The sequence below is a fragment of the Sinorhizobium sp. P24N7 genome (genome assembly GCF_042436655.1).
Taxonomy (GTDB): domain Bacteria; phylum Pseudomonadota; class Alphaproteobacteria; order Rhizobiales; family Rhizobiaceae; genus Sinorhizobium; species Sinorhizobium meliloti_A.
On sequence record NZ_JBHMIW010000005.1, the window covers coordinates 157,782 to 172,469 of the forward strand.

A 14,688-nucleotide genomic window follows, 5' to 3' on the forward strand; every position below is an offset into this window, starting at 1 on the left:
GTTTCACTCCCCGGATTTGCTTTTCTTTTCGCGCATGAGCACGCGGGCGGTCAGGATAAGGAACAGCGAGGCGACCAGGACCAGGGTCGCGATCGCGTTGATTTCGGGCGTCACCCCGCGGCGGATCGAGGCGAAGACATAGATCGGCAGGGTCGTCTTCGAGCCGGCGACGAAGAAGGCGATGATGAAGTCGTCGAAGGAGAAGGTGAAGGCGAGGAGAAAGCCCGCGAGGATCGACGGCAGGATCTGCGGCAGCACGATCAGCCGGAAAGTGGTGAGCGGCGTCGCATAGAGGTCGCCCGACGCCTCGACGATGTCGCGGCCGAGGCTCGCGATGCGCGCCTTGACGATCATGGTGACGAGCGCCATCGAGAAGAGCCCGTGGGCGGCGATGATGGAGCCGTAACCGAGTCCCAGTTGCGGCGGCTGATCGCCCGGCCAGAGGGCTGCAATCGTCGGGTTGACGAAGGAGAAGACAGCGACGAGTGCGACCAGCGTCGCGATGCCGATGACGACGCCCGGGACGACGATCGCCGCGGCGAAGAGAGCATCGAAGAGCGCGCGCATGCGGGAGCCAAGCCGTTCCATGCCGAGCGCCGCCATGGTGCCGAAGACGGCGGCAAGCGTGCCGCTGGTGAAGGCGATGATCAGGCTGTTCTGCAGCGCCGAGACGAGAAAGGTGTTGCCGAGCGCCTTGCCGTACCAGGCAAGCGAAAAGCCCGTGAACTCGCTCGCATTGCGGCCGGCATTGAACGAGAAGAGCACGACCAGGGCGATCGGCGCATAAAGGAAGAGATAGACGGAGGAAATGAAGGCGCGCATCAGACGAGATCCACCTGTCTTGTTCCTGCGACCTTCCAGGCGATTCGCATCGCCACCATGAGCACGACGACGACGACGGCGACGAGTGTCACGGCGATCGCCGATCCGAAGGGCCAGTTCCGAGACTGCAGGAAGAGATCGACCAGCGCATTGCCGATGAAGAAGACCTTGCCGCCGCCGAGCAGCTGCGGGATCAGATACTCGCCGAGAAGCAGGATGGTGACGAGCGCGACGCCCGTCATGACGCCCGGCAGCGACAGCGGCAGAGTGACACCGAGAAAGGTGGAGACCGGCTTGCCGCCAAGATCGGCCGAAGCCTCCAGCAGGCGGCGGTCGAGCTTTTCCAGGCTCACATAGATCGGCATGATCATCAGCGGCAGATAGCCGTAGACGATGCCGAGCAGCACGGCGCCGGGCGTATTCAGCATGCGGACGTCTTCGATGCCGATCATCGACAGGAGATTGGGAATGCCGCGCGAGCCGAGGATGTACATCCAGGCATAGGTACGCACGAGCAGGCTCGTCCAGAAAGGAACGACGACGAGCGAGACGAGTATGAGGCGGTAGCGCGTATTTGCCTTGACGGCGAGGTAATAGGCGACCGGATAGGCGACGATGAGGCAGAGCAGGGCGCCGGCCGGGGCGAGCATCAGCGTGTTCCAGAAGGCGGCCGCGCGAGTCGGCAGATTGGCGAACTGCGCAAAGGTGAAGGCCGGCTGGTATCCGCCTTCAGGCGCCCGCTCGCCAAAGGCGAAGACGAGCATGGCGATGAATGGGAGAACCAGGAAGACGGTGAGCCACGCGGCCGCCGGCGCAATCAGCGCCGCCGTAACCAGTTTCCTCTTCGTGTTCGTTGCTGCCTGCATGATTGTCCGTGAACTGGAATGAAACTGCCCCTCACCCTAACCTCTCCCCGCAGGCGGGGAGAGGTTAGGGACGTCGCGGCTTGTGTCCTTCTCCCCGTTAAACGGGGAGAAGGACGCGGCAGCGGGATGAGGGGCATCTTGCCCGTATGTTCAAGCCGATTTGAAGCGCGCCATCAGCTCGGCGCGGCCGGGATCCGTCAGCGTCACCGCAGCGCCGAATTCGAGCGGGGTGAGGGCCGCTTCGTCCGGATAGACGATCTTGTTCGAGGTGACATCGGCCGGGAGCAGCTTCATGACGCGGCTGTCGGTCGTAGGCGCGCCGTTGGCGATGTGTTCTTTAACGGCATTTTCCGGGGTCATCAGGAAATCGAGCAACGCGTAGCCCGCGGGCTTGTTCGCTGCACTCTTCGGGATCGCATAGAAGTCCGACCAGATCTCGCCGCCGTCCTTGCCGAGCACGAACTTGATCTCCGGCATGTCGCGATTGAGTTGGGCCCCGTCATTGGTCCAGCACATGGTCATCCACGCATCGGTCGCGCGCATCGAGGGCTGATAGTCGCTGTTGATGGCATAGAGATGCGGCTTGACCTTGATCAGCAACTCTTCGGCCTTGGCGAGCTCTTCGGGCTTGACCGAATTGAAGGAAAAGCCGAGCGAGACCAGCGCGTTGCCGATGGTGGTGAGCTGATAGTCGTGCACCATGGCGCGGCCGTCGGCTTCCGTCATCGCGACCTCGAAGAAGTCCTTCCAGCTCGCAACCGGCGCCTTGATCTTGTCGGAATTCACCGCGATCCCGGTGGTTCCCCAGTTCTTCGGCACGGCATAGGTCTTTCCGTCGACGATGCCTTCATTGGTGAAGCGCTCATTTTCCGTAGAGGCGTCGTAGTTGGGCAGCTTGGAAAGTTCGAGCTCGTCGATCAGGCCGAGCTTCACATAGGTCGAGATCGTGTAGTTCGTGGGGACGAAGAGGTCCCAGCCGGTGCCGCCCGCCTGCAGCTTCGCCAGCATTTCCTCGTTGGAACCGAAGACGTTGACTTCGACCGCAACGCCGGTCGCAGCGGTAAAGGCTTCGAAGGTGGCGGGGTCGTGATAGTTCGGCCAGGTGGCGATCGACATCTGCGTGCCGAGGTCGCCGGCGGCGTAAGCGGCGGAGTTGAAGAGGCCGGGCTGGCGCGCCAATACGGCCGTCGCGAGGCCGAGGCCGGTGACGCCGAGGAAGTGACGACGCGAAACGGAGCCGCGCTTCAGGCGCATCAGCTCGTCGGCAAGCTTGTCCGCGGTGATCGGGGCATTCTCTCTGTACCACTTGGTCATGATGCTGTTCCCTTATCGTTGACGTCAATTGATTGCGGCAGATCGGGCCCTTCAGGCCGGAAAGACATGCATTGCATTCGGGTCGAAGCTTAGCCCGATCCTTTCGCCGGGCTCGGCGAGATCGCTGTCGTTCAGGCTGCGGCGGTCTGCGGTTACGAGAAAATCGCCGAGGCCCTCGACCTCGACCGAATATTCGACGGACGAGCCCAGGAAGATACGGTGGGTCACCGTGCCGCGCAGCGCAGCGCTGCCGTCACGCACCAGGCTTATCGCCTCCGGGCGCAGCGCAACCATGACGGGGCCTGCCGTGCCGTTGGCGCGGGCGGGCTTGGCAAGTCCGACGCCATTGGTGAGGAGGACCGCGCCGGCGCCGGGTTCGATCGACCCGGCGATGCGGTTGGCCTTGCCGACGAAATCGGCGACGAAGAGACTTGCCGGGCGGTCGTAGATCTCCTGCGGCGGTCCGATCTGCACGATGCGGCCGGTGCTCATGACGCAGACGAAGTCGCTCATCGAGAGCGCCTCTTCCTGATCGTGCGTGACGAGCACGAAGGTGATGCCGAGCTCGCGCTGCAGGCTCTGCAGTTCGATCTGCATGGCGGTGCGCAGCTTCTTATCGAGCGCTGCGAGCGGCTCGTCGAGGAGCAGCACCTTCGGCTTGTTGACGATGGCGCGGGCGAGCGCCACGCGCTGCTGCTGTCCGCCGGACATTTCGTGGATCCGGCGCTTGCCGAAGCCGCCGAGGCGGACCATCTCCAGCGCCTCCTGAGCACGCCGGGTGATCTCGGCGGCCGGGATGCGGGGACGCATTTGCCTCAAGCCATAGGCGACGTTCTGCTCGACATCGAGATGCGGGAAAAGCGCATATTGCTGGAACACCATGTTGACCGGCCGGCGATAGGCAGGCACGCCGTTCATTGGCTGGCCGCCGATATAGACCATGCCTTCGCTCGGCTGCTCGAAGCCGCCGATCATGCGCAGGCATGTGGTCTTGCCGCAGCCGGATGGGCCGAGCAGCGCAATGAAGGCGCCCTTCGGCACCGTCAGGTTGATGTCCGATACGGCCGTCACGCTGCCATAGCGTTTGGCGACCGAACGGAATTCGATGTCGTTCGTCGAAGCGGATGTCACGTCTGTTCCCTGCGGTCGTTCTTGGAATTGCTCGCGGTTCATGCACCGCCGCTTCCACCGTCATTATCGGATAGCCTAGTCAAAAGCGCCCGGGCCGGTATATACCCCAAGAGAGGTATTTCAACCCAAAACGCCCTGTGGGAGGAGTATACCCCAGAGCGGCGGAGCGACCCGGGAGAACCGTTTGGGCATCGACCTCGACAGACTTTTTCAGGCGATGGCGCCGCTGGTGAACGGCGCCCCGATGGATGACGAGGCTGTCGGCTGCACATTCCGGGGACTGATGTCCACCCTGATGACGTTCGATTACGTCGTCGTCTTCGCCTATCGCGGAAAAGAACGGCCGCTCGACCTTTACAGTACGTTCGACGCCGAGGATCACGTGCTCTTCGTGAGCCTCTATCAGGCCGGACCTTATCTGCTCGATCCGTTCTATCACGCCGCTCGTGCCCCCAAGCCCGGCGTGTGGCGCATGCGCGAACTGGCGCCCGACCGCTTTTTCTCGAGCGAGTACTACCGGACCTACTACGTCCAGACGGGACTTGCCGAGGAGGTCGGCTTCTTCGTGCCGGTCAGCGAACAGGTCACCGTCGTCCTCTCCTTGATGCGGCGGGAGGCGACGGGGGTCTTCAGCGCGACGGAATTCGCATTGCTGAAGAAGGCGGAGCTGCTGGTGGCGGCCCTCGTGCGCCATCATTGGGCGGAACTCGACCGTCGCTTCGATATGGCGCTCGCGAAAAAGGGCCGGGGCCGCCGGAAGGCGGCACATCCTCCGGCAGACGGGGTCTGGCGGCACCTCAATCTTACCGAGCGGGAAGCGGCGATCATCGAACTCGTGCTCCAGGGCCATTCTTCCGAATCGATCGGATTGAAGCTCGGCATTTCGACGGGCACGGTCAAAGTCCACCGCCGCAACGTCTATCGGAAGCTCGGCATTTCCTCGCAAACCCAGCTCCTGTCTCTCTACATCAAGAATCTCGGCCATTAGAGAGGCGGGCTTCCGCTTCTGCCGATCACCTGACGCCGTCGGATTTCGAAAACTCCGCGGGACGCATCGCCGATGTGCCCGCGTTTTTTCGGCATGCGACCAACTGAGACTTGACAATTTTTTCAACCCGTGAAAATTATTTCATATCGAGATAAAAATATCATGCGCTGCAAAATTTGTCATGCAGCGCAGCATCGGGTGGGAGGATATGGCGAGCATCGGTGGAATGGCTGTCCGCGACGACGAGGCGAGCATGGCGACCCGCGCCGCCTGGCTGCATTACGCCGGCGGGCTGACCCAGGCCGAGGTCGCCAAGCGCCTGGGGCTCACGTCGCTCAAAGCACACCGGCTGATCATGAAGGCCAACCAGGAAGGGTTGGTGAAAGTCTATATCGACGGGGACGTCTCCGAATGCGTCGAGCTGGAGCAGAAGCTTTCCAGCCGTTACGGCCTGGACTATTGCGAGGTGGTCCCGGACTTCGACAGCGACGACCTGCCGCTGAAGGCGCTCGGCATCTCCGGGGCGCAGTTTCTCAGACGCGAGATCGAGCGCGGAGAGACGGCGCTGATCGGCGTCGGCCACGGACGCACGCTCGCAGCCAGCATCGAGTACATGCCGCGCACGGCGAGCAACAACACCCGCTTCGTTTCTCTGCTCGGCGGGCTCACGCGAAAATTCTCCGCCAATCCGCATGACGTTATCCACCGCCTGGCAGAGCGCACGGGCGCCGAAGCCTATGTGATGCCGGTGCCGTTCTTCGCCAATACGGTCGAGGATCGCGATGTCCTTTTCAGCCAGCGCGGCGTGCGGGAGGTCTTCGATCTCGCGAAGTCGGCCGACCTTCTGATGGTCGGGATCGGCACGGCCGAGCGCGAGGCATCGCTTGTGGCGACCGGGATGATCGAGATGCGTGAAATAGCGGAGATCCAGAAAGCCGGCGGCGTGGGCGAGCTGCTCGGTCACTTCTTCGACGAGAAGGGCAGGCCGATAGAGACCGCGCTTTCGAACCGCACCTTCACGCTTGGCCGGCAGGACCTGAAGAACCGCCGCACCGTGGCGATTGCCGGGGGCAGGGTCAAGACGCGCCCGATTCGCGCGGTCCTGGAGAGCGGGTTCCTGAGCGGACTCATCACCGACGAGCGCACTGCGCAGACGCTCGCCGCTTGAGAAAACACGGGACCGGGGAGCGACGAAAATCGGCGCTGCGGTCCAGGGAGGCAATACCGGTTGGGTAGCCGGCAGCTCAGTCGAGCAGTTTTACCCGTAGTGGAGGAGAAAACAGATGTACGACAAGGAGAAAGACCTCATTGGCGCATTCCTGCGCGGAGAGGTGGACCGTCGCGGCCTGTTGAAGGGCCTTGGCGCGGCAGGCCTGACGGCGGGCACCGCCGGCACCCTGTTCAACATGATGTCGACCCAGGCGCTTGCCGCCGACTTCGACTGGAAGGCACATTCCGGCAAGTCGCTGAAGCTGCTCCTGAACAAGCACCCTTATGCGGATGCGATGATCGCCAATCTTCAGGCGTTCAAGGACCTGACCGGCATCGAAGTCACCTATGACGTCTTCCCGGAGGACGTCTATTTCGACAAGGTGACGGCGGCGCTCTCTTCCGGCTCGTCGGAATACGACGCCTTCATGACCGGCGCCTATATGACCTGGACCTACGGTCCGGCCGGCTGGATCACGGACCTCAACGAGTGGATCAAGGATCCGGCGAAGACAAATCCGCAATATGGCTGGGACGACTTCCTGCCGGGCGTCAAGGCTTCCTGCGCATGGAACGGACAGCCGGGCGGTGCGCTCGGTTCGGAAGATGCCAAGCAATGGTGCATTCCGTGGGGCTACGAGCAGAACAACCTCTCCTATAACCAGGAGATGTTCGAAAAGGTCGGCGCAAGCGTTCCGAAGAACCTCGATGAACTCGTCGCTACCGCGGCAAAGCTCAACAAAGACGTGGGCGGCGGCGTCTACGGCATCGGCGTGCGCGGGTCCCGTTCCTGGGCGACCATTCATCCGGGCTTCCTTTCCGGCTACGCCAATTTCGGCCAGAAGGATCTGAACGTTTCGGAGGACGGCAAGCTTTCGGCCGCGATGAATACGCCTGAATCCAAGGCCTTCCACGCAAAATGGGTGCAGATGATCCAGGAGAGCGGCCCGAAGGACTGGTCGACCTATACCTGGTACCAGGTCGGCACGGACCTCGGCGCCGGCGCCTCGGCCATGATCTACGACGCCGACATTCTCGGCTACTTCATGAATGGCGGCGATAACAAGATGGCCGGCAAGCTCGCCTACGCGCCGTTTGCCGCCAACCCGGAAGCAAAGGCTCCGACGCCGAACATCTGGATCTGGTCGTTGGCCATGTCCAACTTCGCGAAGGACAAGGATGCGACCTGGTATTTCCTGCAATGGGCATCCGGTCTCGAGCACGCGATCTTCGGCGCGACCAAGATGGACTTCGTCAACCCGGTCCGGGCATCGGTCTGGAAGGACGAGATCTTCCGCGAGCGGCTGAACAAGAGCTATCCCGGTTATGTGGAGATGCACGACGTTTCGGCGCCGGGCGCGAAGATCCACTTCACCCCCCAGCCGCTTTTCTTCGACCTCACCACCGAATGGGCGGCGACGCTGCAGAAGATGGTGGCGAAGGAAGTGCCGGTCGACGAGGGTCTCGACAGGCTTGTCGAGAGCATCAACCGGCAGCTCGCGGAAGCGGGGCTCGGCTGATCGCACCTCCGGCTTGGAGCGGAGGCGGGCGGACATCATCGAAGGTTCGCATCCATCCCGCTCCAGGCCCAGCCCGCCGCCAGCGGGCCGCCGTTTCGGCATGAAAAGCAAACGGAAGAGGGGGTCTGGCTGCGCCGGCCGCGGCCGACCCCTTATGTCATAGACACAGGCATTTAGACGGAGCTGGCCATGGCTTCAGTAACGCACTCCAGCCCAAGGGGCAGCAGGTTCGGGATCAGCAAGAGGGCCTTGCCCTATGTGCTCTCCCTGCCGGCGCTTCTCGTGTGCATCGGTATCCTGATCCCGTTCTTCACGGCGGTGATCTATTCCTTCCAGCGCTACCGGCTTAGCCAGCCCTGGGCACGCCAGTTCAACTGGGGTGAGAACTATCTGAACTTCTTCACCGATCCGGGTTTCTGGAACACGCTGAAGATCTCGCTGCTCTATGCCGGCGTCACCGTGACCCTGGAGCTGCTGCTCGGTCTCGGCATCGCGCTGCTCTTGCAGCGCCGCTCCACGGTCAACAACTTCATCTCGATCATGCTGCTCCTGCCGCTGATGACGGCCCCGGCGCTCGCCGCGCTGATGTGGAAGCTGATGACCAATCCCGGCTTCGGAATCCTGAGCTATCTCGCAAGCCTCGTAGGCCTTGAGAATTTCCGCTGGGCCTCGTCGCCGGACACGGCTCTGCTGACCGTCGTGCTGGTCGACATCTGGGTCTATACGCCCTTCATCATGATCCTGCTGCTCGCGGGCCTCCGCTCGCTGCCGACGCAGCCTTTCGAAGCGGCGGCGCTCGACGGCGTGCCGCGCAGTTTCGTCTTCTTCCGTATCACCTTGCCGATGCTGACACCCTATATTCTGACGGCGACGCTCTTCCGGCTGCTCGATTCGATCCAGCAGTTCGACATCATCTACGCGATGACGCAGGGCGGACCCGGGGACACGCTGACGGTCTTCCAGGTCGAGGCTTACCTCAACTTCTTCCAGTCGACCAATGTCGGGCGTTCCGCGGCGCTGCTGATCATCCTGTGGGCGATCACCTACGCCCTGTCGAACATCTTCATCAAGAACTGGCTCCGGCTGCGCGAACGCGCCCGCGGCGAAGCGTAAGGAGGCCGAAAATGGAAACCACCTCTCCGGTCGAAAGGCTCCTGCGCGGCGTCGCGCTCACCCTGGTCGTCGTCTTCTTCATGTTTCCGATCGTCTGGATCTTCCTCATGTCGTTCCAGACGAACGAGACGATCCTCAGAATACCCCCATCGGTGGTCTTCACGCCGACGCTCGAGAATTATGCGGCGCTGATCACCGGCAAACTCCAGACGGCTTCCGGCACGCTCGATATCGCCTTCATGCGCAATCTCGGCAATTCGGTCCTGCTGTCGGTCGCTTCCGTAGCTCTGGCGCTGGTCCTCGGCGTGCCGGCGGCCTATGCCTTCGCGCGGCACAAGTTCAGAGGGTCGGAGGACATCGCCTTCACGCTGCTCTCCTTCCGCTTTGCGCCGCCGCTGCTCGTGCTGCTGCCCCTGACGCAGTATTTTCAGTGGCTCGGCCTCTCGAACACCTATTTCGGTCTCATCTGGATCTACCAGCTGATCTGCCTGCCGCTCATCCTCTGGATCGTGCGCGGCTACTTCGAGGACATCTCGGCCGATGTCGAATATGCCTATCGCATCGCCGGCCACTCCTGGTTCTCGACGTTCCGCAAGATCGCCCTGCCGCTGGCAGGTCCCGGGATCGCAGCGGCCGGTCTGCTCGCCTTCATCTTCGCGTGGAACAATTTCGTGTTCGCCCTGGTGCTGGCGTCTGCGGACAAGCAGCCGGTGACAGTCGGCGCGCTGGCTTTCGTCACGGCCTCGGGCATCCAGTACGGCCAGATCGCCGCCGCGATCGTGCTCTCGATCACGCCGACGCTCGCACTCGCACTCTACGCCCAGCGCTACCTCGTCGAAGGCCTGTCGCTCGGTGCGGTGAAGGGATAATCGAATGACAACACTGCAACTAAAAAACATCGTCAAGCGCTACAAGAGCCAGGCGGTTCTGGACGATCTCTCGCTCGACGTGGCCAATGGCGAGCGACTGGTGCTCTTCGGCCCGTCCGGTTCCGGCAAGACCGTTCTGCTCCGGCTGATCGCCGGCGTCATCGAACCGGATGGTGGTCGGGTCCTGATCGGCGGCGAAGACATGACCGACGTGGACGCGGAGCATCGCGGGCTCGGCATGGCGTTCCAGAACTTTGCACTGTTCCCGCATATGAGCGCCTTCGACAACATCGCCAGCGCGCTGACCTCGCGGAAATCGTCCCGGGACACGATCGCCGCCGGCGTGCACAAGGTCGCAAAGCTCCTGAAGATCGATCATGTGCTGAGCCATCATCCGAAGGCGCTCTCCAACGGCCAGAAGCAGCGCACGGCACTTGCCCGCGCCCTCGTGGGCTCGCCGCCGCTGCTGCTTCTCGACGATCCGCTTCGCAACGTCGACGCGAAGCTGCGCTTCGAAATGAGGTTGGAACTGCCGCGCCTGCTCGCCGCTCAAGGGGCAACCGTCATCTACGTCACGCAGGACTATAAGGAGGCAATGGCGCTCGGCGACCGCATCGCGGTCATGGCGCATGGGCGTATCCGCCAGATCGGCACGCCGGCGGAAATCTACAACGCGCCCGCCGATATAGAGATCGCCCGGCTCTTCGGCGATCCGACCATCAACCTGCTCGATGTCGTGCCGCAGCGCGGACCGGACGGCGCCTTCGTCGAACTCTCCGACATGCGGCTGCGCCTGCCGGGCTTCGGCGCGCAAATTGTCGAAAAGCAATGCGTTCTCGGCCTGCGCCCGGAGACGATCGCTTTTACCGAAGCCACCGCGCAGGGCGCGATCCCCGTGACGGTCGAGGCGGAAACGCCGCTCAACGAGAAGACCGTGACGCTGGCGCTGACCGCCCGCGGCCGCGAGATCTTGGTGTCCCGTCCTGCCGGTACCCCCGGCCCGGTCGCCGGACCGGCGCATATCGCAGTCGACGGTCGGGCGGCCTTTCTGTTCGACAAGGCGACGGGCCAGCGCATTCTTCCTTCCGAACTGGCATCCAAGCGCGATGGAGAAGCGGCATGAACGCTACCGCTCTTTTGATCGACAACGTCGACAAGTTCTATGGCCCGGTCGACTACGGCGTTCACGCCGTGAAGCAGCTGAACATGGAGGTGAAGAAGGGTGAGATCATCGCGCTTCTGGGCTCCTCCGGCTGCGGCAAGACCTCTACCCTTCGCATGATCGCCGGCTTCGAACCGGTATCGCGCGGCACGATTTCGGTCGCCGGCCGGCAGGTGCATATGCTTGCGCCGGTCCGCCGCAACGTCGCCATGGCCTTCGAAGGCTATTCGCTCTATCCGCCGCTGACGGTACGCGAAAACATAGCTTTTGCGCTCAAGGCGTCGAAGCTCTCTCAAAGCGTCGTCGAAGAGAAGGTAGCGAGCATCGCCAAACTGCTCGAGATCGAGGATATTCTCGGCCGTTATCCGAGTTCGATTTCCGGCGGTCAGCAGCAGAGGGCGTCCCTCGGACGCGCGCTTATCCGCGACGCCGACCTGCATCTCCTCGACGAACCGATGGGCCAGCTCGAGCCGCAATTGCGCGCCGTGCTGCGCGGCCGTATCAAGCACTACATCAAGGAACGCGGGCTCACCGCCATTCTCGTCACCCACGATCAGACCGAAGCGAACGCGCTCGCCGACCGGATCGCCGTCATGGAAGGCGGCGTGCTGCAGCAGTTCGATACGCCGCAGAAGATCAAGGAGCGGCCGGCGAATCTCTTCACCGGAACCTTCGTCGGCGAGCCGCCGATGAACGTCTTCGAGGCAAGCGTCAGCGGCACGGACGCCCGCGTGACCTTCGGCCTCAAGGACGGGGTCCGGCTCGAATACCAGGCCGCCGATTTCTCCCATGCCGTCCGCAATGCGCTGATGAAGCGCCAGAATGTGGTTCTCGGCATCCGGCCCTATTCCGTCCGGCGCAGTGCAGACGGGGTGACGGGGCGTGTTGCCGTCAATCAATGGCTCGGCGACCAGACCCATATCGCGGCCGATTTCGCCGGCGGCACCATGGTGCTCGTCGAACACGACCGTACCAGCCTGGAGATCGGTCAGCCGATCGGCATCCGGCTCGACCCTGCAAGCCTGCACGTCTTCGACAGCGAGAGCGGTATGGCGATTTCGCACGGCGAGGAGCTCGCCTGATGCGCGACATCCTCATCGGCATCGATGCCGGAACGTCCGTCATCAAGTCCGTCGCCTTCGATCTCGGCGGCCGGCAGCTGGCGATGACGGCGGTTCCGAACAGCTATGAGGCGGTGGGCCGCACCGGCAGCGTTCAGGAGTTGCGGCGTACCTGGACGGACACGGTCAAAACCCTGGTCGAGCTCTCGGCCAGGATCGAGAACCTCCCTGGCCGTGTTGCCGCCATCGCGGTGACCGGTCAGGGGGACGGCACCTGGATGATCGACAGAGAGGGCGAGCCGGTGGGCAAGGGCTGGCTCTGGCTTGATGCGCGCGCGAGCGCAATCGTCGAACGCCTGCGGGCCGAAAGCGGCGATGCGGAGCGTTTCTCGCGCACCGGCTCCGGACTTGCCGCCTGCCAGCAGGGCCCGCAGTTGCGCTGGATGAAGGATCATGCACCGGAGATGCTGAAAGGTGCTGCGACCGCATTCCATTGCAAGGACTGGCTCTATTTCAATCTCACGGACAGGCGCGCGACCGATCCCTCGGAAGCGAATTTCACCTTCGGCGATTTCCGCAAGCGCCAGTATTCCGACGACGTGATCGACTTTCTCGGTCTCAACGAACTCAAACACCTGCTGCCGGAAATCGTCGACGGGGCGAGCACGCATCACCCTCTCTCGGCTGCCGCCGCAGCCGCCACGGGCCTGCCGGCGGGGACGCCGGTGGTGCTTGGCTATGTCGACGTCGTCTGCACGGCGCTCGGCGCTGGCCTCTACGATCCCGGAACCGACACGGGCTGCTCGATCATAGGCTCGACAGGCATGCACATGCGTCTGGCCGCCGGCGCCGACGATGTTCGGCTCAACCAGGATCACACCGGCTACACCATGTGCATGCCGATTCCGGGCACCTATGCGCAGATGCAGTCGAATATGGCTGCGACGCTCAATATCGACTGGATCCTGCAGTTTGCGGGAGGTCTCCTCAAGGGCATGGGGATCGAGAAATCGAAGAACGATCTGCTCACCCATGTGGATGGCTGGCTTTCCGAGGCGAACGAGACTCCGCTTCTCTTCCAGCCCTACATTTCGGAGGCCGGTGAGCGCGGCCCCTTTGTCGATGCTTCGGCCCGCGCCTCCTTCGTCGGGCTTTCGATCAATCACGGCTTCGGCGACATGGTGCGTGCGGTCTTCGACGGTCTCGCCTTTGCCTCGCGGGATTGTTACGCCGCGATGGGGCCGCTGCCGGCCTGCGTTCGTCTGTCGGGCGGCGCTGCGCGCAGCGCCTCGCTGCGCCGCATTCTCGGCGGGGCTCTCGGCGCCAGCATCCAGACGAGCGAACGCGAGGAGGCGGGTGCCGCCGGTGCGGCGATGATCGCCGCCGTCTCTCTCGGCATTTATCCCTCGATGGCCGACTGCGTCCGCGAATGGGTGCGGCCCCACCATCGGCCGGCAGAACCCGCGGATGAAGAGCTTGCGCGCCGCTATGATGCGCTTTTCCCCGCCTACAAGCAGTCGCGCCTTGCGCTTCAACCCGTCTGGCATGCGCTCTCCCACGCAGCCGGAACGGGAAACCAACAGGAAAGACCGCAATGAAGAAGATAGCCATTATCGGCGACCGGTTCATGCTGCCGGATGTTTTTCGCGACAAGATCGTCGAGGCATGCGGCGACGGGCATGAGATCAGCATGCTCGAACTGCCCTGGCCGGACGTGCCGATGGAGCACGGCTATGCCGTGGAGGGCATGGACGGCCTCAAGGAATATCTCGGCAAGCCCGGCGAAATCGTCGACTTCGTCGGCGATGCCGAAATCCTCGTGACGCAGCTTGCGCCCCTGTCGCGAACGATGCTGGCTGACCTGCCGGGATTGAAGCTCGTCGCCGTGTCGCGCGGCGGTCCGGTCAATATCGACATGAAAGCCGCTCGCGAAGCGGGCGTCCTCGTCGTCAACACGCCCGGCCGCAATGCGAGTGCCGTCGCCGAATTCACGATCGGCGCCATCCTCGCGGAGACGCGCCTTATCCGCGTGGGGCACGAAGCGCTGAGGCGGAGCGAATGGCGGGGCGATCTCTACCGTGCCGACCGCACCGGCCGCGAGCTTTCCGAAATGACGGTCGGCGTCATCGGCTACGGCAATATCGGCACCAAGGTGGTCCGCCTGCTTCGTGCTTTCGGCACCAAGGTGCTCGTCCACGATCCCTATGTTCAGCTCAGCGCCGAAGACAGGAATGCCGGCGTCGAGCACGTCTCGCTCGACGAACTGCTTGCCCGCGCCGACCTGGTGACGTTGCATCCGCGCGTCAGCGAAGAGACGAAGAACATGATGAATGCGGAGACCTTCGCGAAGATGAAGGCGGGGGCGATCTTCGTGAACACGGCCCGCGGACCGCTCTGCGACTATGACGCGCTTTACGAGAATCTCGTCAGCGGCCATCTCGCAAGCGCGATGCTGGAGACGTTTGCCGTCGAGCCCGTGCCGGAAGGCTGGCCGCTGTTGAATCTTCCCAATGTGACGCTGACGCCGCATATCGCGGGCGCGTCGGTACGCACCGTGACCTATGCGGCCGAAATGGCTGCCGAGGAAGTGCGCCGCTACATCGCCGGCCTGCCGCCGGTCAATCCGTGCTGAG

At 63.2% G+C, this 14,688-nt stretch carries 13 protein-coding genes; 9 read left to right on the forward strand and 4 right to left on the reverse strand.

The features are described 5' to 3' along the window. Window positions 1-3 precede the first annotated feature (3 nt). The 4 genes from ACFHWW_RS10275 to ACFHWW_RS10290 all read right to left on the reverse strand — a co-directional run bounded on the left by ACFHWW_RS10275 (window position 4) and on the right by ACFHWW_RS10290 (window position 4,175). The gene (locus ACFHWW_RS10275) at window positions 4-822 is read right to left on the reverse strand and encodes an ABC transporter permease (RefSeq protein WP_379938133.1); all 819 of its coding nucleotides are present in this window, start codon (window positions 820-822) and stop codon (window positions 4-6) included. Further along, window positions 822-1,688, reverse strand: a complete 867-nt coding sequence (locus ACFHWW_RS10280; protein ID WP_379938134.1) for an ABC transporter permease — start codon at window positions 1,686-1,688, stop codon at window positions 822-824. Before ACFHWW_RS10280 ends, ACFHWW_RS10275 begins: the two co-directional genes overlap by 1 nt. A gap of 150 nt (window positions 1,689-1,838) precedes the next feature. After that, window positions 1,839-3,002 (reverse strand): spermidine/putrescine ABC transporter substrate-binding protein, encoded by a 1,164-nt coding sequence (locus ACFHWW_RS10285; RefSeq protein WP_379938135.1) that lies wholly within the window; start codon window positions 3,000-3,002, stop codon window positions 1,839-1,841. 51 nt (window positions 3,003-3,053) lie between these two features. Next, window positions 3,054-4,175: an ABC transporter ATP-binding protein gene (locus tag ACFHWW_RS10290; RefSeq protein WP_379938136.1), complete on the reverse strand. Its 1,122-nt coding sequence runs from the start codon at window positions 4,173-4,175 to the stop codon at window positions 3,054-3,056. Window positions 4,176-4,317: 142 nt separating this feature from the next. Here ACFHWW_RS10290 and ACFHWW_RS10295 point away from each other — a divergent pair, with 142 nt between their 5' ends. The 9 genes from ACFHWW_RS10295 (at window position 4,318) to ACFHWW_RS10335 (ending at window position 14,687) form a co-directional block, all read left to right on the forward strand. Next, window positions 4,318-5,121, forward strand: coding sequence for a LuxR C-terminal-related transcriptional regulator (locus tag ACFHWW_RS10295; RefSeq protein WP_018095520.1), 804 nt, complete (start codon window positions 4,318-4,320; stop codon window positions 5,119-5,121). Between the two features lie 208 nt (window positions 5,122-5,329). Further along, window positions 5,330-6,289: a sugar-binding transcriptional regulator gene (locus ACFHWW_RS10300; protein ID WP_379938264.1), complete on the forward strand. Its 960-nt coding sequence runs from the start codon at window positions 5,330-5,332 to the stop codon at window positions 6,287-6,289. Between the two features lie 115 nt (window positions 6,290-6,404). Then, window positions 6,405-7,850, forward strand: a complete 1,446-nt coding sequence (locus tag ACFHWW_RS10305) for an ABC transporter substrate-binding protein (RefSeq protein WP_100671750.1) — start codon at window positions 6,405-6,407, stop codon at window positions 7,848-7,850. 189 nt (window positions 7,851-8,039) lie between these two features. Then, window positions 8,040-8,963, forward strand: coding sequence for a carbohydrate ABC transporter permease (locus ACFHWW_RS10310; RefSeq protein WP_018095517.1), 924 nt, complete (start codon window positions 8,040-8,042; stop codon window positions 8,961-8,963). Between the two features lie 11 nt (window positions 8,964-8,974). After that, a complete protein-coding gene (locus tag ACFHWW_RS10315) occupies window positions 8,975-9,832 on the forward strand; it encodes a carbohydrate ABC transporter permease (protein ID WP_010969796.1) in 858 nt (285 codons plus the stop codon). Between the two features lie 4 nt (window positions 9,833-9,836). After that, window positions 9,837-10,955: an ABC transporter ATP-binding protein gene (locus ACFHWW_RS10320; protein ID WP_379938137.1), complete on the forward strand. Its 1,119-nt coding sequence runs from the start codon at window positions 9,837-9,839 to the stop codon at window positions 10,953-10,955. Beyond that, complete coding sequence (locus ACFHWW_RS10325) at window positions 10,952-12,076, forward strand: ABC transporter ATP-binding protein (RefSeq protein ID WP_127711264.1); 1,125 nt, start codon at window positions 10,952-10,954, stop codon at window positions 12,074-12,076. The genes ACFHWW_RS10320 and ACFHWW_RS10325 overlap by 4 nt, the downstream gene beginning before the upstream one ends. Further along, window positions 12,076-13,653, forward strand: a complete 1,578-nt coding sequence (locus tag ACFHWW_RS10330; RefSeq protein WP_275597615.1) for an FGGY-family carbohydrate kinase — start codon at window positions 12,076-12,078, stop codon at window positions 13,651-13,653. The genes ACFHWW_RS10325 and ACFHWW_RS10330 overlap by 1 nt, the downstream gene beginning before the upstream one ends. Next, window positions 13,650-14,687: a 2-hydroxyacid dehydrogenase gene (locus ACFHWW_RS10335; RefSeq protein ID WP_379938138.1), complete on the forward strand. Its 1,038-nt coding sequence runs from the start codon at window positions 13,650-13,652 to the stop codon at window positions 14,685-14,687. Before ACFHWW_RS10330 ends, ACFHWW_RS10335 begins: the two co-directional genes overlap by 4 nt. The last annotated feature ends 1 nt before the right edge of the window (window position 14,688 follow it).

Bases quoted from the DNA above. Each gene is read 5' to 3' on its own strand.
- ACFHWW_RS10275 (WP_379938133.1), bottom strand. From the start codon at position 822: ATGCGCGCCTTCATTTCCTCCGTCTATCTCTTCCTTTATGCGCCGATC.
- ACFHWW_RS10280 (WP_379938134.1), bottom strand. From the start codon at position 1,688: ATGCAGGCAGCAACGAACACGAAGAGGAAACTGGTTACGGCGGCGCTG.
- ACFHWW_RS10285 (WP_379938135.1), bottom strand. From the start codon at position 3,002: ATGACCAAGTGGTACAGAGAGAATGCCCCGATCACCGCGGACAAGCTT.
- ACFHWW_RS10290 (WP_379938136.1), bottom strand. From the start codon at position 4,175: ATGAACCGCGAGCAATTCCAAGAACGACCGCAGGGAACAGACGTGACA.
- ACFHWW_RS10300 (WP_379938264.1), top strand. From the start codon at position 5,330: ATGGCGAGCATCGGTGGAATGGCTGTCCGCGACGACGAGGCGAGCATG.
- ACFHWW_RS10305 (WP_100671750.1), top strand. From the start codon at position 6,405: ATGTACGACAAGGAGAAAGACCTCATTGGCGCATTCCTGCGCGGAGAG.
- ACFHWW_RS10310 (WP_018095517.1), top strand. From the start codon at position 8,040: ATGGCTTCAGTAACGCACTCCAGCCCAAGGGGCAGCAGGTTCGGGATC.
- ACFHWW_RS10315 (WP_010969796.1), top strand. From the start codon at position 8,975: ATGGAAACCACCTCTCCGGTCGAAAGGCTCCTGCGCGGCGTCGCGCTC.
- ACFHWW_RS10320 (WP_379938137.1), top strand. From the start codon at position 9,837: ATGACAACACTGCAACTAAAAAACATCGTCAAGCGCTACAAGAGCCAG.
- ACFHWW_RS10325 (WP_127711264.1), top strand. From the start codon at position 10,952: ATGAACGCTACCGCTCTTTTGATCGACAACGTCGACAAGTTCTATGGC.
- ACFHWW_RS10330 (WP_275597615.1), top strand. From the start codon at position 12,076: ATGCGCGACATCCTCATCGGCATCGATGCCGGAACGTCCGTCATCAAG.
- ACFHWW_RS10335 (WP_379938138.1), top strand. From the start codon at position 13,650: ATGAAGAAGATAGCCATTATCGGCGACCGGTTCATGCTGCCGGATGTT.